This window comes from Nocardioides sp. S5-5, assembly GCF_054954065.1.
The window spans coordinates 3,192,125-3,209,818 of the sequence record NZ_CP199913.1; the positions used below are offsets into that span (position 1 = coordinate 3,192,125).

At 70.1% G+C, this 17,694-nt stretch carries 15 protein-coding genes; 4 read left to right on the forward strand and 11 right to left on the reverse strand.

Annotated elements, in window-relative coordinates:
• Positions 1–4: 4 nt before the first annotated feature.
• From ACUP6Y_RS15170 to ACUP6Y_RS15215, 10 genes are all read right to left on the reverse strand, one after another.
• Positions 5–5,476: an ATP-binding protein gene (locus ACUP6Y_RS15170; RefSeq protein WP_462551587.1), complete on the reverse strand. Its 5,472-nt coding sequence runs from the start codon at positions 5,474–5,476 to the stop codon at positions 5–7.
• Positions 5,477–5,755: 279 nt separating this feature from the next.
• A complete protein-coding gene (locus ACUP6Y_RS15175) occupies positions 5,756–6,385 on the reverse strand; it encodes a methyltransferase (protein ID WP_462551588.1) in 630 nt (209 codons plus the stop codon).
• A 1-nt stretch (position 6,386) separates the two neighbouring features.
• Positions 6,387–7,514: a carboxylate-amine ligase gene (locus ACUP6Y_RS15180; RefSeq protein WP_462556741.1), complete on the reverse strand. Its 1,128-nt coding sequence runs from the start codon at positions 7,512–7,514 to the stop codon at positions 6,387–6,389.
• Between the two features lie 153 nt (positions 7,515–7,667).
• Positions 7,668–9,974 carry a catalase gene (locus ACUP6Y_RS15185; protein ID WP_462551589.1) on the reverse strand — a complete coding sequence of 769 codons (2,307 nt, stop codon included), beginning with the start codon at positions 9,972–9,974 and terminating at the stop codon, positions 7,668–7,670.
• Complete coding sequence (locus tag ACUP6Y_RS15190; protein WP_462551590.1) at positions 9,944–10,420, reverse strand: nuclear transport factor 2 family protein; 477 nt, start codon at positions 10,418–10,420, stop codon at positions 9,944–9,946. Before ACUP6Y_RS15190 ends, ACUP6Y_RS15185 begins: the two co-directional genes overlap by 31 nt.
• Positions 10,368–10,586 (reverse strand): SMP-30/gluconolactonase/LRE family protein, encoded by a 219-nt coding sequence (locus tag ACUP6Y_RS15195; RefSeq protein WP_462551591.1) that lies wholly within the window; start codon positions 10,584–10,586, stop codon positions 10,368–10,370. The genes ACUP6Y_RS15190 and ACUP6Y_RS15195 overlap by 53 nt, the downstream gene beginning before the upstream one ends.
• Positions 10,532–11,125 carry an SMP-30/gluconolactonase/LRE family protein gene (locus ACUP6Y_RS15200; RefSeq protein WP_462551592.1) on the reverse strand — a complete coding sequence of 198 codons (594 nt, stop codon included), beginning with the start codon at positions 11,123–11,125 and terminating at the stop codon, positions 10,532–10,534. Before ACUP6Y_RS15200 ends, ACUP6Y_RS15195 begins: the two co-directional genes overlap by 55 nt.
• Complete coding sequence (locus ACUP6Y_RS15205; RefSeq protein WP_462551593.1) at positions 11,122–11,565, reverse strand: cyclase family protein; 444 nt, start codon at positions 11,563–11,565, stop codon at positions 11,122–11,124. The genes ACUP6Y_RS15200 and ACUP6Y_RS15205 overlap by 4 nt, the downstream gene beginning before the upstream one ends.
• A gap of 32 nt (positions 11,566–11,597) precedes the next feature.
• Positions 11,598–11,957 carry a HepT-like ribonuclease domain-containing protein gene (locus tag ACUP6Y_RS15210; protein WP_462551594.1) on the reverse strand — a complete coding sequence of 120 codons (360 nt, stop codon included), beginning with the start codon at positions 11,955–11,957 and terminating at the stop codon, positions 11,598–11,600.
• Entirely contained in the window at positions 11,957–12,430 is a 474-nt protein-coding gene (locus tag ACUP6Y_RS15215) for a nucleotidyltransferase domain-containing protein (RefSeq protein ID WP_462551595.1), read from the reverse strand. Before ACUP6Y_RS15215 ends, ACUP6Y_RS15210 begins: the two co-directional genes overlap by 1 nt.
• A 484-nt stretch (positions 12,431–12,914) precedes the next feature.
• Between ACUP6Y_RS15215 and ACUP6Y_RS15220 the strand changes: the two genes are divergently transcribed.
• Both ACUP6Y_RS15220 and istB read left to right on the forward strand, forming a co-directional pair.
• Positions 12,915–13,859: a Mu transposase domain-containing protein gene (locus ACUP6Y_RS15220; RefSeq protein WP_462551596.1), complete on the forward strand. Its 945-nt coding sequence runs from the start codon at positions 12,915–12,917 to the stop codon at positions 13,857–13,859.
• Positions 13,856–14,641, forward strand: a complete 786-nt coding sequence (istB, locus tag ACUP6Y_RS15225) for an IS21-like element helper ATPase IstB (RefSeq protein ID WP_462551597.1) — start codon at positions 13,856–13,858, stop codon at positions 14,639–14,641. The genes ACUP6Y_RS15220 and istB overlap by 4 nt, the downstream gene beginning before the upstream one ends.
• Positions 14,642–15,111: 470 nt before the next feature.
• Here istB and ACUP6Y_RS15230 read toward each other — a convergent pair whose 3' ends face one another.
• Entirely contained in the window at positions 15,112–16,170 is a 1,059-nt protein-coding gene (locus ACUP6Y_RS15230) for an IS110 family RNA-guided transposase (protein WP_462551598.1), read from the reverse strand.
• Between the two features lie 323 nt (positions 16,171–16,493).
• On the opposite strand from ACUP6Y_RS15230, the gene ACUP6Y_RS15235 reads away from it, so the two are divergent.
• The gene (locus ACUP6Y_RS15235; RefSeq protein ID WP_462551599.1) at positions 16,494–17,471 is read left to right on the forward strand and encodes a DUF4192 domain-containing protein; all 978 of its coding nucleotides are present in this window, start codon (positions 16,494–16,496) and stop codon (positions 17,469–17,471) included.
• Positions 17,472–17,481: 10 nt separating this feature from the next.
• Positions 17,482–17,652, forward strand: coding sequence for a hypothetical protein (locus tag ACUP6Y_RS15240; RefSeq protein WP_462551600.1), 171 nt, complete (start codon positions 17,482–17,484; stop codon positions 17,650–17,652).
• Positions 17,653–17,694 lie beyond the last annotated feature (42 nt).

Genomic DNA, 17,694 nt, shown 5'->3' on the forward strand with positions numbered 1-17,694 from the left:
GGCGTCAGCCGCGCAGGCCCTTCTCGATCGCCGCGACCACCTTCGGCCGCAGGTCACTGGCCGCGATCACCTCGTCGACCGAGCCGACCTCGACCGCACGATGGATGTCGTGGACGCCGTCGAACTCGGCGGCGACCTCGGCGATCTTGTCCGCCCGCAGCTGGGCCCGGAGCTCGGCGAGCTCGACGACGAGGGCACCGCGCTCACCATCCTCGGCGTGGTCGATCCGCTCCTGGAGCGCGGCGACCTTCGGGTCGGCCGCGGCCCGCTTGGCGACCTCGGCGGCGAACACGACGGCGGCGGCCGGGGCGCCACCGAGGACCGAGGCGTAGGAGCCCTCGATCGCGAGCACGGTCATCGCCGGGTTGAGCTGCTTGGAGAACACGACGAACGCGCCGCCGTGGTAGCGGGAGATCACGCAGAACACGATCGGGCCCTCGAAGTTGACGATCGCGCGGCCGATCTCGGCGCCGTACTCCAGCTGGAGGCTGCGCATCGACTCCGGCGAGCCGTCGAAGCCGGACAGGTTCGCGAGTACGACGAGCGGCCGGTTGCCGGAGGCGGCGTTGATCGCGCGGGCGACCTTCTTCGACGACCGCGGGAACAGCGTGCCCGCGGTGTAGGTGTCGGGGCCGTCGGTGGGAGGGAAGCCCGCGCGCGGGACCGGCTTGGACTCGATGCCGACCAGGCTGACCGGGAAGCCGCCGATCCGGGTGTCGACGACGACCGCGGTGTCGGCGTCGGCCATGCCGGCCCAGCGCTCGAGCATCTCGTGGTCGGCGTCGGCGAGCGCCCGCATCACGGTGCGGATGTCGAACGGCTTCTTGCGGTCCGGGTTGTGGGTCGCGGAGAAGATCTCGCCGACGGTCGCGAAGTCCGTCCCGGGGTGCGGGTACGGCGTCACGTCGCGGTCCACCGGGTCGCTCGACTCCGCGCGCCGCGGCCCGGTCTCGCCGGGGGCGACGTAGGTGTGGTCGTAGTGCGCCATCAGCACGCCGAACGCGCCGGCCAGGTCGGGCACCCAGTACTGGGCCTGGCCGTTGGGGCCCATCACCCGGTCGTAGCCGCCGATGCCGTGGTTGTCCTCGGCCGAGACGCCTCCGGAGAAGTCCAGGGACTGCTTGCCGGTGAGCACCATCGCGCTGTCGGGGGTCATCACCAAGATGCCCTTGGTGTGCATCAGCATGGTGGCCTCGGCGTTCCAGTACGGCTGGGCACCGACGTTGATCCCGGCGACCACGATGTTGATCTCGCCGCCGGCCTGGGTGAAGTGGACGATCCGGCGCAACGCGGCGGCCACCCAGTCCATGTTCTCGGTGCCGCTCTCCATCGAGATCCGGGCACCGGCGGAGACGGCGAACCACTCGACCGGGACGCCGAGGCTCTCGGCGAGGTCGATGGCCGCGATCACGCGGGCGCACTCCGGCTCCGAGAGCGCGCCCAGCGACATCAGCGGGTCACCGCAGAGCACGACGCGGGTGACGCCCTCGGGGTGCAGCGGCGTCGGGGTGGAGACGACGGCGACGATCATGCCGGCCGTGTTCTGGCCGCGCGGCCGGTCGACGGGCACCAGGACGCCGGAGGCGTCGAGGTCGTGCTCGACCACGGTGCCGCCGCCGGCGAGCACCGGCTGCAGCTCGTAGGGGTAGACCAGGCCGCGCCGGCGGGCGCGGAGCACCTTGCCGGCGTACTCGTCCAGCGGGGCCAGCGGCTCGGTCGGCGGCGGGACGATGTCGGCCACGACGCCGGCGCCGGGCTTGGCGTGGAATCGGATCGCGAGGGGGGTGGTGGTGCCGTCGGGGCCGGCGACCCGGCCCTCGGCGAGCACCTCCTCGATGCCGGCACCCTCGCTGAGCGGCGTGATCTTGCCCTGCAGCGCGGTGAGCTGGTCGAGGTCGGCCTCGACGACGGGCCACACCGTCACCCACACGTGGTTGACGTCGAGCTTGGTGCCCTCCCGGCCGCGCGCCGTACGGACCCGGCGGATCGCCTCCAGGCAGTTCTCGACCGCGCGCTCGGCGTGCGGAAGCGCGATCACCCGCCCCTCGTCATCGCGTACGACGGCCAGCTGGCGCACCTGCGCGGCGGCGACCAGACGCCGGTCGGCGGGGTTGGTGCGGGCCACGCACTCGTAGAGCAGCACGTCGTCGGGCGCGGCGAGCCGGGTCACGTCGAACTCCGAGAGGCGTCCCAGGTTGAGCCGGCGGCCGACCATCGGATGCATGCCGCGCACCAGGGTGTCCTCGACGAGGGTGCCGCCCTCGGGCCGGAAGGTGAAGTAGTCCACGGGCTGCGGCGCGGCCGGGCAGACCGCGACCGAGACCCGGCGGGCGCGGGCGGCGAAGTCCTGGCCGGCGAGCAGCTTGGCGATCTCGGCCGAGGCCAGGTCCGCGTCGGCGGGCGCGTCGGGCCAGCGCAGGTAGATCTCGATGACGTCGTCGTGATCGGCGGTGAGCGCCGCCGTGATCGCGGTGCCGAGGGCGCCGGCGGCGTCGGCGAGCTCGGCGATGTCGCCGATCGTGGACACGACCCGGGTCGCGCCCTTGTCGTCGGTGGCGTACTCGGCGTACACGACCGGGCGGCCGCCGTCGGCGACGGTCAGGTCGTGCAGGTCGTACTCGAGGTAGTGGCGCCGGATCAGCACCTCCAGCAGCGGCTCCCGCTCGGGCAGACCGTCGGCGAGGCGGTCGCGGAGGAAGCCCACGAGCTGCTCGGGGATCGCGGTGAGGGCGGCGATCCGGGCGTCACGGTCGGGGGCGGCGGGGTCGGTGAGCGCGGCCACCTCGGCGGCGACGCCCTCGAGCACGGCGCGCCGCTCGTCGTCGACCAGCGGCTGGTCGAACCAGGCGAACCGGACCGACCGGGCCAGGTCGCCGACCACGGCGAACCGGAGCTGGGTGGCGCGCACCAGGCGCTCCAGCAGCGCGCGGGCGTCGGCCCGCTCGTCGGCCGGGGGCGGCGGCGTGCTCAGCCAGCGCTGGAGCACGCCGGCCGCGATGTCGACGTCGGAGGGGTGCTGCTGGGCCAGGAACACCCGGAACACCGCCTGCTCCAGCTCGGGCGTGCGCTCGAGGTCGGTGATGCCGTAGTGCGCCAGCACCCGGAGCAGCTTGTCGCGGAAGTGGTCCGGGAGCGCGCCGCGGTCGGGGTCGAGGCTGCGCAGGTAGGTGTGGAAGTGCTCGCGTGAGCTGTGGACGCGCAGCTCGGTGTGGCCCTCGTCGCCGGCGGGCCGGTTGCGGCTGAGCTCGGCGAAGTCGGCGAAGAGCGCGAGCAGGTCCATCTCGCCGCGCAGGGCGCCGGGCTCGCGGGTGGCGAGGTGGCCGGCGAGCAGCGCGCCACGCTGGTCCGGCGCGATGTCGTAGCCGAGCAGCTGGCCCGCGAGCGCGCCGAGGCAGTCGGCGTCGACCTCGGCGCGGTGCGAGGTCGGCAGGTCGAGGTCGACGGACCCGCTCCCGGTGTCCGCGGTGGCCTCGTCGGCGTCACCGGTCGGGTCGAGCCGCACCAGCGGCGCGCCGGTCTCGACCTGGCCGCCGACGCGCACCAGCAGCTCCTTGATCCGGCCCGCGAAGGGCGCAGCGAGCACGGTCTCCATCTTCATCGACTCGAGAACCAGCACCGGCTGCCCCGCGGCGACCTCGTCGCCGACGGCCACCGGGGTCGCGACCACGAGGGCGGGCGCGGGCGAGCGGACCATGCCGCCCTCGTCGCGGCTGACCCGGTGCATGACGTCGTCGACCTCGACCAGGTGGACCGTGCCGTGGTTGGCGGTCACCAGCCGGTAGCGGTGCCCGTCGACGGTCAGCCGCCCGTGGACCTCGTCGATCCGGTCCAGGAGCGCGGTCACGGTGCGCTCCTCGCCGCCGCCGGCCACGGTGACGTCGTACCGCGCGCGGCCGGTCTGCCGGACCGTCAGGGCGTACGTCGCCCCGCGCAGCTTGAGCTCGATGGTGCGCGACGGGTCGTGCTGCACCTGCGGGCGGCCGCCCTGCGCGGACTGGAGGAACCGGGCGATCTCGGCGCGCTCCTCCTCGTCGTACGCCTCGATCGCGGCGGCGACCAGCGCGACACCGGAGTGCCGCGCCGACTGGAGCCGGCCCTCGGCGCGGACCCGGTCGATCCAGCCGGTGTCGGCCCAGGTCGGCGTGCCGTCGGTGACCTCGGTCTGGTCGAGGAGGTCGAGGATGAAGCTCTTGTTGGTGGCTCCGCCGTCGATGACGACGGTGGTCTCCCCCATCGCGCGGCGCAGCCGGGCGAGGGCCTGGTCGCGGTCGGCACCCCAGGCGATCACCTTGGCGATCATCGAGTCGAAGTCGGCCGGGATCACGTCGCCCTCGGCCACGCCGGTGTCGACCCGGATGCCGGGACCCGCGGGCAGCTCGAGGCGGCTGATCCGCCCCGGGGCGGGCGCGAAGTCGCGGTCGGGGTCCTCGGCGTTGAGCCGGGCCTCGACCGCGTGGCCGCGCTCGGCCGGGCGCTCACCGGACAGCGGTACGCCGCGCGCGACCTGGATCTGCAGGGCGACCAGGTCGGTGCCGGTCACCTCCTCGGTGATCGGGTGCTCGACCTGGAGCCGGGTGTTCACCTCGAGGAAGGCGAAGGTCCGCTCGCCGGGGTGGTAGAGGAACTCGACGGTGCCCGCGCCGGCGTATCCGACCGCGTTGGCCAGCCGCTCCGCCGACGCCTTGAGGTCGGCGGCCTGAGCGTCCCCGAGCAGCGGCGAGGCCGACTCCTCGATCACCTTCTGGTTGCGGCGCTGCACCGAGCAGTCCCGTACGCCGATCGCCCACGCGGTGCCCTGGCCGTCGGCGATCACCTGGACCTCCACGTGGCGGGCGTCGGTCACCAGCTTCTCCAGGAAGACCACACCGCTGCCGAAGGCGCGCTCGGCCTCGTCGCGGGTGCGCTGGTAGGCGTCGCTGAGCTCGTCGGCGGAGGTGACCTTCCGGATGCCGCGCCCACCGCCGCCGGCGGTCGCCTTGAGCATCAGCGGGTAGCCGATCTCCTCCGCGCTCGCCAGCGCCGCCTCGAGGCTGTCGACGCCGCCGCGGCTCCACGGCGCCACCGGCACCCCCACCTCCTCGGCGATCAGCTTCGAGCCGATCTTGTCGCCGAGCTTGCGCATCGCGTCGGCGCCGGGACCGATGAAGGTCACGCCGAGCCGCGCGCACAGCTCCGCGAACGCCGGGTCCTCGGCCACAAAGCCCCACCCGACCCACGCCGCGTCCGCGCCGCTCTCGGTCAGCGCCCGCTCGAGGACGGCCAGGTCGAGGTAGGGCCGATCCGCCGCCGCCCCGAGCAGGTAGGCCTCGTCGGCCTCCCGCACGAACGCCGAGCCCGCGTCGACGTCGGTGTGGAGCGCGACGGTCCGGATCCGCTCCCCGGCAGTGTGTCGCGCGTTGAGGTCCCGCACGGCGTGGATGAGGCGCATGGCGGCTTCACCGCGGTTGACGATGGCGATTCGCGAGACCGTTGGCACGATCTCGACCCTTCCATCTCCCTCCGTGCCGGGCACAGCGCGGATCCCACAGGGTTGCCACGGAATCGTTGTGGGGTCCATCCAGCGGCCCTTCGAAGGCATCGCTGGGGTTGACGTCGACCTCGACGCGGCGCGGTGCTTCTCCGGGCACGAAGATCGAGCAGGCTGACTGTGCCCTGTCCATGTCAGCCGACCTGACCGAGCGCTGGGAGGAACGAACCGAGGCCCCCCGGCCCGCTCTGTGTGGTAGCCCGCTCCAGACGATCCGAGGGGCCTCTATCAACGGCGCCGTAGCTCCGCCACGGCACCCTGACTTGCGAACCTGACGTGGCGCACCATCTGCAACCCCAGCGACGGACTCTCGGCCAGCAGCTCCTCGACGCCCGGGACTTGGTCGGGGCCGACCTGCAGCAGAGCTGCCCCGTCGGTCAGCAGGTGCTCGGCAACGACACGAACGGCCGTCCGAACAACCCTCAACCCGTCGATCCCACCATCGATGGCCACAGGTGGGTCGTCCGGGAAACGAGCGACAGATCGCGACTCCACCCAGGGTGGGTCCGCGATGATCAGCGGGAACAGCTCGTCCACCGCTAGCACGTCCTGCATCCGCCCGTGCCTCAGATCGACCCGGCCGATGACGCCCGCGGCAGCCGCGTTCTGATGGGCCCAGCCACACGCCACCTCGTCAGCGTCCACCATCACCAACTGGCGGAGACTGTCCCGTACGGCCAGCAGCCCGATCTGCCCGGCGCCACAGCACAGCTCGAGCACCGGGCCGTCGGGCACCTCCGCGATGAGCCGTTGCGCCCACCGCGACTGCTCCGTCGTCCAGGCCCGCGGCTCCAACACCCGCTCGTCGTAGCCGATACGGAGCTCACCGAAGTCGATGTACCGCGCCGCCGTCGTCATCCTAGGACGACCCATTGCCGGCTGTGCGGCGACGCAGGTCGGTCACCACGTCCGCGAGCTCTCCGGCATCCCTCAGGACGCGGCGCTGGCGGGCCGCTCCCCCACCGGTGGCCAGGAGCCGCTCCAGTCCCCGCTCCACCCGTTCGAGATCACCTGCTTCGGCAAGGGCGTCGCCGATGTGCTCCACCAGCGCGCGCATGGCGGTGGTCGCCGGCACCGGATCGCCTGTCACGGGGTGCAAGAGGTCGCCCTCGATCCCGAAGCGCGCTGCACGCCAGGCCGCGAGCCGCAGTTGGTCGACACGCCATGTCGTCGTTGCCTGGCCGACCTTCCACTCGCGCACCTCCGTCTCCGCCAGCGCGCGCGTGATCGCCGCTACCAGCAAGGTGTCGTCGATGTCGGTGCATACGTCGGCCACGCGGAACTCGACGGTCGGGTAGCGGACCGACAATCGAACGTCGAGGTTGAGCAAGGCCAGGTCGAGGGTTGCCCCGCCGGCCATCATCTGCGCCTGCATGACGTCGTACGCGGAGACATCTTCGAACACCTCGGTGGGACCCGTGCTCGGCCAGAGCTTCCACACCTGGGAACGCCAACTGGCGTAGCCGGTATCGGATCCGCACCAGAACGGCGAGTTGGCGCTGAGTGCGAGCAAGAGGGCGCTCCACGGTCTGACCCGATCCACGATCGCCACCCCCTCAGCGCGGTCCGCGATCTCTACATGCACTTGGAGGGAGCACATCAACGAGTCGCGCGCGATACGGCCGTACTGACGGACGATCCGCCGGCATCTCTCGCTCTCGACCACCGGTCCAAAGGGGGCGTCGAGCACAGGCCCCGCCACGGCGACCGGGGCGACGCCAAGTCCAGCCCCGCAACGACTCACTTCAGCACGCGCCACACCCAACTGGTGAGCGAGCTCCGCCACGTCTTCCACGGGACCGGTGACGAGCTCGATCTGAGCCTGGAAGAACTCCCTCGCGACCCGCGGGCGGCCCTCGACGGTCTCGGCCAGCACGCAGCCCGCCAGCACCTCGTCCACCACGGGCGCTGGACGGCCGCGCTCGTCGAGGAGCAGCAGCTCCTCCTCGATGCCGAGGCGACGACGGATCCGTGCAACAGGCCGCATCGCGCTCACCTCTCTCCTAGAGGCGCCGGCGAACGGATGAGCTTGCCTCGCATGTCGTCGCGCCGAGGGGTACCCATCCCCGCGTGGACCATTCCCCGACCGCCCTGACACCGAACCCGAGGCGGTCCTCATGCGGACGCTGGTGTCGCGCCATCAGGCGATCCCGGCAGGAGCGAACCGCTCCCAGGTCCGGTGCGCGCCGAGCAGGTCGAGGAGCTCGGAGACGACCCCGGCCGCGTCCGTCCCGGTGACGACACCGGCCTCGTCACCGGCGAGCCCGATCTCCGGCAGTGTGTCCGCGCCGTCGCCACTGGCACCGATCGCCTTCGCGTGCCGGAAACACTCCTGGACGAGCAGGACGACCCTCGGGTCGAGGGCGACCGCCGGCTCGGCGGCCTTGGTGTCGCGGGCCGGCAGCGCGTCCGGAGCCGGGGGCGGGCTGCCGAGCAGCAGCACGGCGTCGAACTCGACCGACCGGGTGGTGCCGAACGTCCGCTGGATCGCCGTACCGTCGCTCAGCACGCCCCCGTGGGCGGCGACGACCAGAGGTAGGGCGCCCGTCGCGAACACCGCGTCGATCGCGCCACTCAGGCCGGCGAGGCCCTGCTCCGTGTCCTCCCCCACGATCAGCCCGACGGTGCGCCCCTCGGCGGGCCAGATGCCGCCGAGCTGCGAGAGGGCGGGGCTGGGCGTGGGCTCGGCCAGCGCGACCGTCGGCTCGGGCGCGGGCAGGCCCAGCCCGGTGGCCACCTTGGCGCAGAGCTCCGCGTCGATATTGGCGAGTGCCCGCAGCTGTCGCTCCCGGATCGTGGTCTCGTGGCAGCGGGACAGCTCGAAGGTGTAGGCGAGCACGATGTGCTCTTGCTCCACCGGGGTCATGCTGGCCCAGAAGAGCCGGGCCTGGCTGAAGTGGTCGTCGAAGGACGGCGGTGCGACCCGCTCCCTGACGCCCGCGGCGATCGGCACGGGTACGTCGACGAAGGCGTGGTCGCGTGCGGCGCTGCCGGCGAAGAACGGGCAGCCGCCGTCCAGCGAGTTGGGCTTGTACGGCGCCGCTCCTGCATGTACCGCATGCTGGTGGAAGCCGTCGCGGAACATGTCGTTGACCGGCGCGTGGGGACGGTTGACCGGGATCTGGTTGTAGTTCGGCCCGCCGAGACGCAGCAGCTGCGTGTCGACGTACGAGAAGAGCCGGGCCTGCATCAGCGGGTCGTCGGTGACGTCGATGCCGGGAACCAGGTTGCCGACGTGGAAGGCGACCTGCTCGGTCTCGGCGAAGTAGTTGGTCGGATTCGCGGTCAGGGTGAGAAGGCCGACGGCCTGGACCGGGGCGAGCTCCTCGGGCACGAGCTTGGTCGGATCGAGCAGGTCGATGCCCTCGAAGGTCTGCTCCGCGGTGTCGGGGAAGACCTGCATGCCCAGCTCCCACTGCGGATAGGCGCCGGACTCGATCGCGTCCGCGAGGTCGCGGCGGTGGAAGTCGGGGTCCAGCCCACCGAGCAGCTGGGCCTCCTCCCAGGTCAGCGAGTGGACGCCGAGCTTGGGCTTCCAATGCAGCTTGACCAGCGCGGTCTCACCGTCGGCGTTCACGGCCCGGAAGGTATGCACCCCGAAGCCCTCCATCATCCGGTAGGAGCGCGGGATGCCCCGGTCGGACATGTTCCACAGCGTGTGGTGCTGGGCCTCGGTGTGCAGGGACACGAAGTCCCAGAACGTGTCGTGGGCGCTCTGCGCCTGCGGGATCTCCCGATCCGGGTGCGGCTTGCCGGCGTGGATGACGTCCGGGAACTTGATGCCGTCCTGGATGAAGAACACCGGGATGTTGTTGCCGACGAGGTCGAAGTTGCCCTCGGGGGTGTAGAACTTCGTCGCGAACCCCCGGGTGTCCCGCACCGTGTCAGCTGAGCCGCGGGAGCCGAGCACGGTCGAGAAGCGCACGAACACGGGCGTCTCGACGTGGCGGGCGAGGAACGCCGCCTTGCAGACCGGCTTGGCGTTGCCGTACCCGACGAAGACGCCGTGCGCCCCTGCCCCGCGGGCATGCACCACCCGCTCGGGGATCCGCTCGTGGTCGAAGTGGGTGATCTTCTCCCGCAGGTGGTGGTCCTGCAGGAGCGTCGGCCCGCGCTCGCCGGCCTTGAGCGAGTGGTCGGTGTCGCGGAGCCGCGCTCCGGTCGACGTGGTGAGGTACCGGCCTTGCTGCGCGATGTCAGCGGGGGTCACCAGCGTCTCGGCACCGGTCGCCGTACGACGGTCCGGGCCGGCCTGGTCGGGCTTGGGCGGCAGCGGATCGGCCGGCTTCGTCGGCTCCTCGAGCGGCGGCGGCTTCGGTCCCGGGGCGCCCGGGAGGCCCTCCTGTCCTCGGCCGTCTACCCACACCAGCGCTGCCTCCGCAGCCTGCGTGATCGTGCTCTTCACGGCCTTCCTGATCACCCGTGCTGCCTTGCCTGCATCCGGCATCGTCGTCTCCCTCGGTAGACGCTGCCGGTACCCGCGGTGACTTCGATGATCCCGCTCACGAACCAGTGCAGCGCGCCCTCGCGGTTCAAGATCTTCCACAGACCAGCCCTCCGCCGGAAGTGGTCGAGGTAGCGGCCGGCCGCGATGGCCATGCGCATCTGCTCTCCTTCCGGGTGCGGGTGAAATGCCAGGAAGTAGCTCTCCACGCGGGCGTCATCGGCGCCGAGGAACTCGAAGACGATGTTGGTGATGTGGTGCTGGCCGACGGCCGGTAGCACTCGTTCGCGGTCGGTCAGCTGCCGGGCGAAGTCGACCCCGAGGCCGTCGAAGGTGCTATGCATGTCTGTCGCCTCGGGGTGGTAGACACTCTCCATCGCCTCGAAGTCGGCTCGGTCAACTCCCCGCGCATACCTCCAGAGCACGTCCTGGATCTCGGCCCGAGCCACCGAGCATGCAGGCGAACACTCGGCGGCCCATGGGGATCTCGTCGGTCACCCGACCGTCCGGCAGCATCCGGATCGCGGAGTGGGAGTCCAGTCCCGCGAACCAGACCGCGCCTACCTCGTCGAGGCGGATCCCATCGGGGCCTGCGGGTGGGGTGCCGCGTTCCACAGCCGCTCGTCCACCAGATCGCCGTCATCGGTGATGGTGGCTGCCGAGAGCTGATGAAGCGGCGGTTGAGAGGCGATGAGGGTGCGACCGTCGGGAGTGATGGCCAGTCCGTTGCTGCGCTCGATCGCCTCGGTCCCGACCCGCACCTTGCCATCGGGCTCGATGATGAGGATCCGGTCCGGCCCGCTGTCCCCGAGGTCGCGTCGGGTGGTCGCGTCGACGTAGGCCCGGCCCGTCCGGTCGACCACCATGTCATTGAGGTATGTCGCGTGGAACGACGACAGGTCGGCGTGCTCGCTCGTGGTCCCCTCCGTCAGGCGCATGACCCGCCGGCTCCTCATCAGCACATAGAGCAGCGAGCCGTCCGGCAGGAAGCCCAGCCCTCCTGGGTCGTCCTGACCGGTGTCCACGACGCGCACGGCCTTGCTGATCGGGTTCCACCGCCAGATCGAGTGTCCGTACATGTCGATCCACCACAGCTCACCACGGTGCCAGCGCGGGCACTCTGGCAGGTTGAAGCCGGTGGCGATCCTCTTCACCGGATCGCCACCGGATTGAGCGGCGCACCGACCGCACCGGTCACTCGTAGTGGCGGCGCGACGAGCAGGAACTCGTAACGGCCGTCGGCCGCACATCCCTCGGCCAGCGCGCTGAGGTCCCAGAGCTCTCCCAGCATCAACCCCATCTCGCGCAGACACAGGATGTGCAGCGGCAGGGCGTACCCGTCGGCGGCGGCACCAGCTCGCTCTGCCGCGAGGTTGTCGACGGCGACCGCGGCGACCTCGTGGTCGCGCAGCCACTCGGCACAGCGCCAGCTGACGCCCGGACAGGTGGTCCGCCATTCCAGGAGCACGTCGCCCGGGAGCACATTCGTGCCCTGTGCGGCGAGGACAGCGTCGAGGTCGGCCGGCTCGATCTTGTTGGGGTGTGCCTCGATGAGGTGGCTCTTGCTGCGGTTTTCGGTGCCTAAACGCGACACGACTCGAATCTCGGTCGTCGTGCGCCGCGGTCTCACTCGGCGTCGTCGAGCGCAACCTCTGCGTCGTCGAAGAGTCCTTGGAGCGACACCTTCCAACCCGGCAAGTCTCTCGACAGCGTCAGCCACGTCAGCTGACGGTTGATCTCGTCGTACTGATGGATGATGAAGTTGCGGTTCGCGACGGCGAGTGCCCACTCGACGCCATCAGGCGCCAGGACGTCGAGCCTGGACAACCGGTTGGCTGCCTCTCCGAGCTTCATCATCAATGAGTCCCCGGCCTCCTGCATCAGGTCGTCAGCGAGGTAGGCATCCTTGCCGCGTCGCACGATCTCGTCGACGCGGTCCAGCCAGGCATGGATGTGGAGGAGTTCTTTGGCAGCCTTCAGTTCCATCAAAGCAGCACCGCGTCACGGCGGATGTCGTCATCCAGCTTCGGCTTCAAGCCGCCGTAGTCGACCAGGTCGATCTGTCGACCAAGCACCCGCTCGATCAACTGCTTGAACCTAATGAACTCGAACGACGACGTCCCCTCCGGCGCCTCGACCAGCAGGTCGATGTCGGAGTCGCCCGTCGCCTCACCGCGCGCTACCGAACCGAACACAGCGAGCCTCCCGTACCCCGCATCCTCGACGAGACTTCGGAGCACCGGAGCAGCCGCCTGCGTCAGCTTCTCCGGATGAACACCCGAAAGATCCGAAGCCGCCCGCAACTGCTGACTCACCGCCGGCTGGCTGATCCCCAGCGCCGCTGCAATCTCGCGCTGACTCATCCCAGTCGCCACCATCGCCCGAAGCGCGAGCACACGCCGCAGCCGCGCGACCTCCTCGTCATGCCGCGCGCCGAGGTACTCAATCACGAACGTCATAAGGACACCTTATCAAAGCCTGTGGCGTTGCTCCCCGAGCATCGGCCTGGGAGCGTCACACCGCCGCGTGGTGGCGCACTCCGCAACCCATGGCAGTGCATCGCCAACGGAGGGCGCCCCCCACCGAGGGTCAGGAGAGGATCGTCTAGAAAGTGCCCGAAATCTAGACGAATCTAGGTGGCTGGCCGGTCGCCCGACCGCCCGCCGTAGAGGGGCTTCTGGGTCACAAAGCGCGCACAAGCCGGAATGGCTCAAATGACAAGTGGCCCGTGATCTGCGTTTCCGCAGATCACGGGCCACTTTTCAGTAGTGGGGCAGGATTTGAACCTGCGACCTCTGGGACGATCCTGTCCGATTTCCGCTACTTCGGAATGTCTGCGGTCAGCTTCAGTTGACTCGATCTACACGGAGATCGGCTGATCCCCGATGACGTCACTGTACCTGTTGTTGCCGGTCCTCTCGGGGTCACTCGGGTTCGTACGTGATGGGTTTTCGATGGGTCGTCGTTGCCTGGCTGCTCGCCGAGCATTACTCGGTCACCGTCCACACCTGCGTGCCGGCGGATCCTGCGTCCAAGGGCGGCACCGAGGCGTCGGTGAAGATCAGCAAGGCCGACCTGGTGCCGAAGGACACCAACCTGCTGCCCGAGTATGGCTCGTTCGCCGAGCTCGAGGCCGCCTGTGAGGCGTTCTGCGAGAAGGTCAACACCAGAGCACACTGGATCACGAAGCGGCCGCCGGTGGAGATGCTCGCCGAGGAACGAGCCCGGCTGCACCCGGTGGCGACCACGCCGCACACCGTCGCGTTCGGCACCACTCGACAGGTCCCGGCGAACACGCCGATGGTGACGTTCGAGTCCGGCCAGTACTCGGTTCCACATCAGCTGCTCGGGGCGACGGTGTGGGTGCGGACCCACGGTGTCGGCGCCGATGAGCAGGTGATCCTCGTGCACGTCGGCGACGACGGGCCGGTCGAGGTCGCCCGTCACGCACGGGCTACACCCGGCACGCCGAGGATCGACGACGGCCACTTCCCGCCCCAGCCCGAGGGTCCGCTGGACCGCCAGCCCCGCGCGAAGAACCCGGCTGAAGCGGAGTTCCTCGACCTGGGCGAGGGCGCGAGGTTGTGGCTGATCGAGGCAGCTGCCGCGGGCACCACGAAGATGCGGGTCAAGATGACCGAAGCGCTCGCGCTGGCCAAACTCTTCGACCCCGTGGAGGTCGACTGGGCACTCGGCCATGCCGCGGTGCATGGACGGTTCGCCGAGGCCGACCTGTCCTCGATCCTGGACCACCACGCCCGCCGACCCGGCGCCGGTGAGCACCGGGCCAGCGAGGATCGCTCGCTGACCCAGGGCACCAGCGCGTGGGCACGGCTCGGCCAGCAGGCCACTGCGGACACCGACCACCACGGCGAGGTGAGCGCATGAAGACCACGAGCCCGGTCAGCACCGCGCCCCCACTGCCGGTCGAGTTGGAGGAACTGTTGCGTCGGCTTCGGCTGCCGCACATCCGTCGCCACGCACCCGAGGTCGTGGCGACCGCGAAGGCCCAACGCTGGGAACCTGCCGAGGTGTTGAAGGCACTGTTCGCCGAGGAGGTCGCCGGCCGGGAACGCTCCGCACTCGCCACCAGGCGCGCGGCTGCCGGGTTCCCGACCGGGAAGACCTTCGAGGCTTGGCAGCCCGAGGTGTCTTCGATCCCGGCACCCACCCAGCAGGCGCTGCGGACCCTGGAGTGGGTGCACCGTCGGGAGAACCTGGTGGTGTGCGGCCCGTCGGGGACCGGGAAGACGTTCCTGCTGGAGGCACTCGGACAACAGGCCGTCGAGGAAGGCTTGAAGGTCGCCTGGTTCACCCTGGAAGACCTCGGCGTGCTGCTGCGCCGGCATCGTGCCGACGACACCGTCACCAAGGCCATCGCCCGGGTGCTGCGAGCCGACCTGGTCATCGTCGACGACATCGGGCTGCTGCCGGTCGCCGCGGACGCCGCCGAGGGGCTCTACCGACTCGTCGACGCCGCCTACGAGAAACGGTCGGTCGCGATCAGCTCGAACCTGCATCCCTCGGGGTTCGACGAGCTGATGCCCAAGACCCTGGCCACCGCCACCGTCGACAGGCTCCTGCACCATGCCCACGTCTGCCAGACCAGCGGCGACAGCGTCCGGCTGACCCAGGCACTGGCCGGCCAGGGGGTGAGCCCGTTGAGCTGACGAGCTGGTCGGTGGTGGCCCACAGCCCCCGAGGGCAGATCCCATGGCCACCACCGGGCAGTTCTCGTGGCCGTCAGCGGGCAGGTTTCATGTCCGCCACTGGGCAGTTCCTACTGTCCCTTGACAGACCGCGGAGCGGCCGGCAGGGCCTTGACCCCGACGCCGTGCAGCGCATGCTGTTCGGGGTTGTCGAGGGCTAGGTCGTGGTCTCCTGGGGCTGTGGTTGCTGTGGTGGACGTGGCTCGCATCAGTGCCGGTGCTTTGCCGTGGGGAGCAGGCCGGTGTGGCTGCTCGGTCATCCCTTCGCCGCGTGGTCGGCCATTAGCGGTCGTGGCCGGGCGGCATGATGGGGTGCGCCAGTCCGGTCGGTCGGGGTCAATCAGTCAGCGCGACCGCGCCGTCCTGTGTGACTGGGACGGGGGTCATGACCTGCACGACCTCGCGACCGACCGGGAGCGTGTGGGTGCCGTTCATGCCGACTCCCGCGTTTGATGCTGCAGCGCGCGGACGTGGCCGTCGCGCAGCGCGTAGAAGACGTACTCCATTTGCACTCGCGCGGCCGCGACCGCGCCGATGTTGGGGCCACGGCGATCGGCGACCCGGTTCCGCAGCGCGCCGACGCGGGTGTGCGGGCCGAGGCGCTTGACCGATTCGACTGCGGCCCAGCGGACCAGCCGGGAGCCCTGTTTAGTGATCCGGCCGCGGTGTACGTGCGTGTCGGACTCGTGATGCTTCGGGGTCAGTCCGGCCCAACAAGCCAGCTGGGGCGCGGTGCCGAACCGGGAGATGTCGCCGACCTCGACGAGGAACACCGCCCCGAGCACCGGGCCGATCCCGGGGATCTGCTGTAGCGCCAGGTAGCTGCCCCCTTGCTCGGGGTCGGTGCGGATCTGGCCCTGGACGAGGTTGGTGAACAAGTCGATTTCGAACTCCAGATTGTCCAGCAGCCGGCGCAGTGACGCGATCCGGGCCGCGTACGGCGCCGGCAGTTGGCGCGTCGAGGAGAGCCGGTCCAGCAAGGCGGTGCCGTCGACGCCGAACAGGTCGCTCATCAACACCTGGATCCCGCACTTGGCCAGCACGGCGTGGACCTCGGCCTTGCAGTGGCTGCGGAGTGCGACCAGCTTGGCTCGATGGCGGACCAGTTCCCGCAGTTCCCGGGTCGCTGGTGGCGCGATCCATGCCTCGGGCAGGCGGCCCATCCGGAGCAGGTCGGCCAGGTCGGCGGCGTCGCGGTAGTCGTTCTTGACCCGCCGGTACTCGAACGCCTTGACCCCCAACGGGTGCGCGAGGTGAACCTTCGCGCCTGCTTCCTGGAGGGCGTCGACTGCCCAGTACCAGCCGTAGGTGGCCTCGAGGACCACCTCAGGGGACTCCCCAGCGCGCGTGAGTACCTGGTCCAGGCTCTCGACGTCGTTGGGAATCCGGACCGACTCCAGCACGTCGCCGGAATCGGTCGTTCGCACGATCACGCTACGTCGGCGGTGAAGATCGATACCGACGAACTGCTTGCCTGCGTACTCTGACATCAGGGGCCTCCTTCGTCGTCGAAGTCGAGTACACCCCCAGCATCCGCCGGGGCCGCACGAGGGCGGAGGCCCCGCCCCTTCATCGCATCAGCATGGGTCAGTCAGTCAGAATTACGACATCTGATTTGAGGGTTTTCAGCCCCTGTCAGTGATCGCCGAAAACGGCGCCTGACCTGCGGAAACGTCTTTCGGCGTCTTCCAGCGTCAGGCGCCGTTGTTCGTTGTCGTGCGTACCCAGTGCACCCCAAAGACGGTCCTCACTGCGCTCGGTCCAGGTGGCACACCTACGGGGTATGACACTCTCCATCCACTCCCCCGACGAGATGATCGCGGTCATCCCGCACCTGCTCGGCTTCAAGCCCGACGAGTCCATCGTCTTCCTGTCGATGGGCTCGGACCTCCCGGTCGCCCGCGTCGACCTGCCGACCACTCCCCGCGACCGCGAGATGGTCTGGCGGTCCATCCGCGACGCCTACGGCCGCTACTCCCAGCCTGGCTCCAGCCTGGCCATCGTCTGCCTGACCGCGGACCGCGAACTGGCCACCGATGTCGGCCACGAGTTCGCGGCACGGTTCGAGTCCATCGGCATCGACACCCGCGTCATGCTGTGGGCCGACGGGACCCGCTGGGCCGATCTCGACACTGGTGACATGGGCCTCCAGACCGAAGCCGCCAAGGAACGGATCGCCGCTGCCACCGTCCTGACCGGCCGAGCACAGCCCGCCGCGACTCGTGACTCGCTCGCGACGTCCCTGGTGGGCGACCGGGAGCCCGTCGCTCGGCTCCTTCCCGAGACTCGCGATGCGGCACGCGAGAACACCGCGAAACTGGAGGGACGCTGGGCGCTGAGTCGCATGCAGCGGTTCCTGCGTGACGGTGTACGCCTCTCTGACGCCGACGCGGCCCGCCTGCTCGTCGCCGCCGAGTCCATTCCGACCCGCGACCGGCTCTGGCTGGACATGAGCCGAGACAACGCCGCCTCGCACGTCGCGCTCTGGACCGACATGACCCAGCGAGCACCCGACGAAGTCCGAGCCGCTCCCGCGTCGCTATTGGGCTTCGCGAGCTGGCTCAGGGGCCACGGCGCCCTGGCATGGTGCGCACTCGACCAAGTGCCCCACAACAAGCCATACACCCTCGCCAACCTCGTGGCCGCGGCCGTTCAGACGGGCATGCACCCGCGCGAGTGGGACGCTGCCAATTCCCGTCCGACTGAGCGCGGACTGGACAACTCGACCGACTTCATCGCTCGTCGCTCGGCCGGACAAGCCGGCCCTGTTCGACCGGCCCACGGATTCTGAGGAGGTCATCGTGGAAGTCACCTATCTCGGACGCCACCGGGCCAGCCGACTGGAACAGGTGCTCGCCCGACTCGTAGGCCGCCCGACAGTTTCGAAGCACCTCGTCGACCTCGTGCACGATTTCAAGCTCGAACTCCCTCCGGATCCGCGCGTGGACGGCCGCGGCCAAGTGTCGGGCTAACTCCAATACCGTTCAGTTAAGGTTACGACGGTGTAGTTTGGT

Coding starts and splice junctions, on each gene's coding strand:
- ACUP6Y_RS15175 (WP_462551588.1), bottom strand. CDS start 6,385: ATGACGACGGCGGCGCGGTACATCGACTTCGGTGAGCTCCGTATCGGC.
- ACUP6Y_RS15180 (WP_462556741.1), bottom strand. CDS start 7,514: ATGCGGCCTGTTGCACGGATCCGTCGTCGCCTCGGCATCGAGGAGGAG.
- ACUP6Y_RS15185 (WP_462551589.1), bottom strand. CDS start 9,974: ATGCCGGATGCAGGCAAGGCAGCACGGGTGATCAGGAAGGCCGTGAAG.
- ACUP6Y_RS15210 (WP_462551594.1), bottom strand. CDS start 11,957: ATGGAACTGAAGGCTGCCAAAGAACTCCTCCACATCCATGCCTGGCTG.
- ACUP6Y_RS15215 (WP_462551595.1), bottom strand. CDS start 12,430: ATGACGTTCGTGATTGAGTACCTCGGCGCGCGGCATGACGAGGAGGTC.
- ACUP6Y_RS15220 (WP_462551596.1), top strand. CDS start 12,915: ATGGGTTTTCGATGGGTCGTCGTTGCCTGGCTGCTCGCCGAGCATTAC.
- istB (WP_462551597.1), top strand. CDS start 13,856: ATGAAGACCACGAGCCCGGTCAGCACCGCGCCCCCACTGCCGGTCGAG.
- ACUP6Y_RS15230 (WP_462551598.1), bottom strand. CDS start 16,170: ATGTCAGAGTACGCAGGCAAGCAGTTCGTCGGTATCGATCTTCACCGC.
- ACUP6Y_RS15235 (WP_462551599.1), top strand. CDS start 16,494: ATGATCGCGGTCATCCCGCACCTGCTCGGCTTCAAGCCCGACGAGTCC.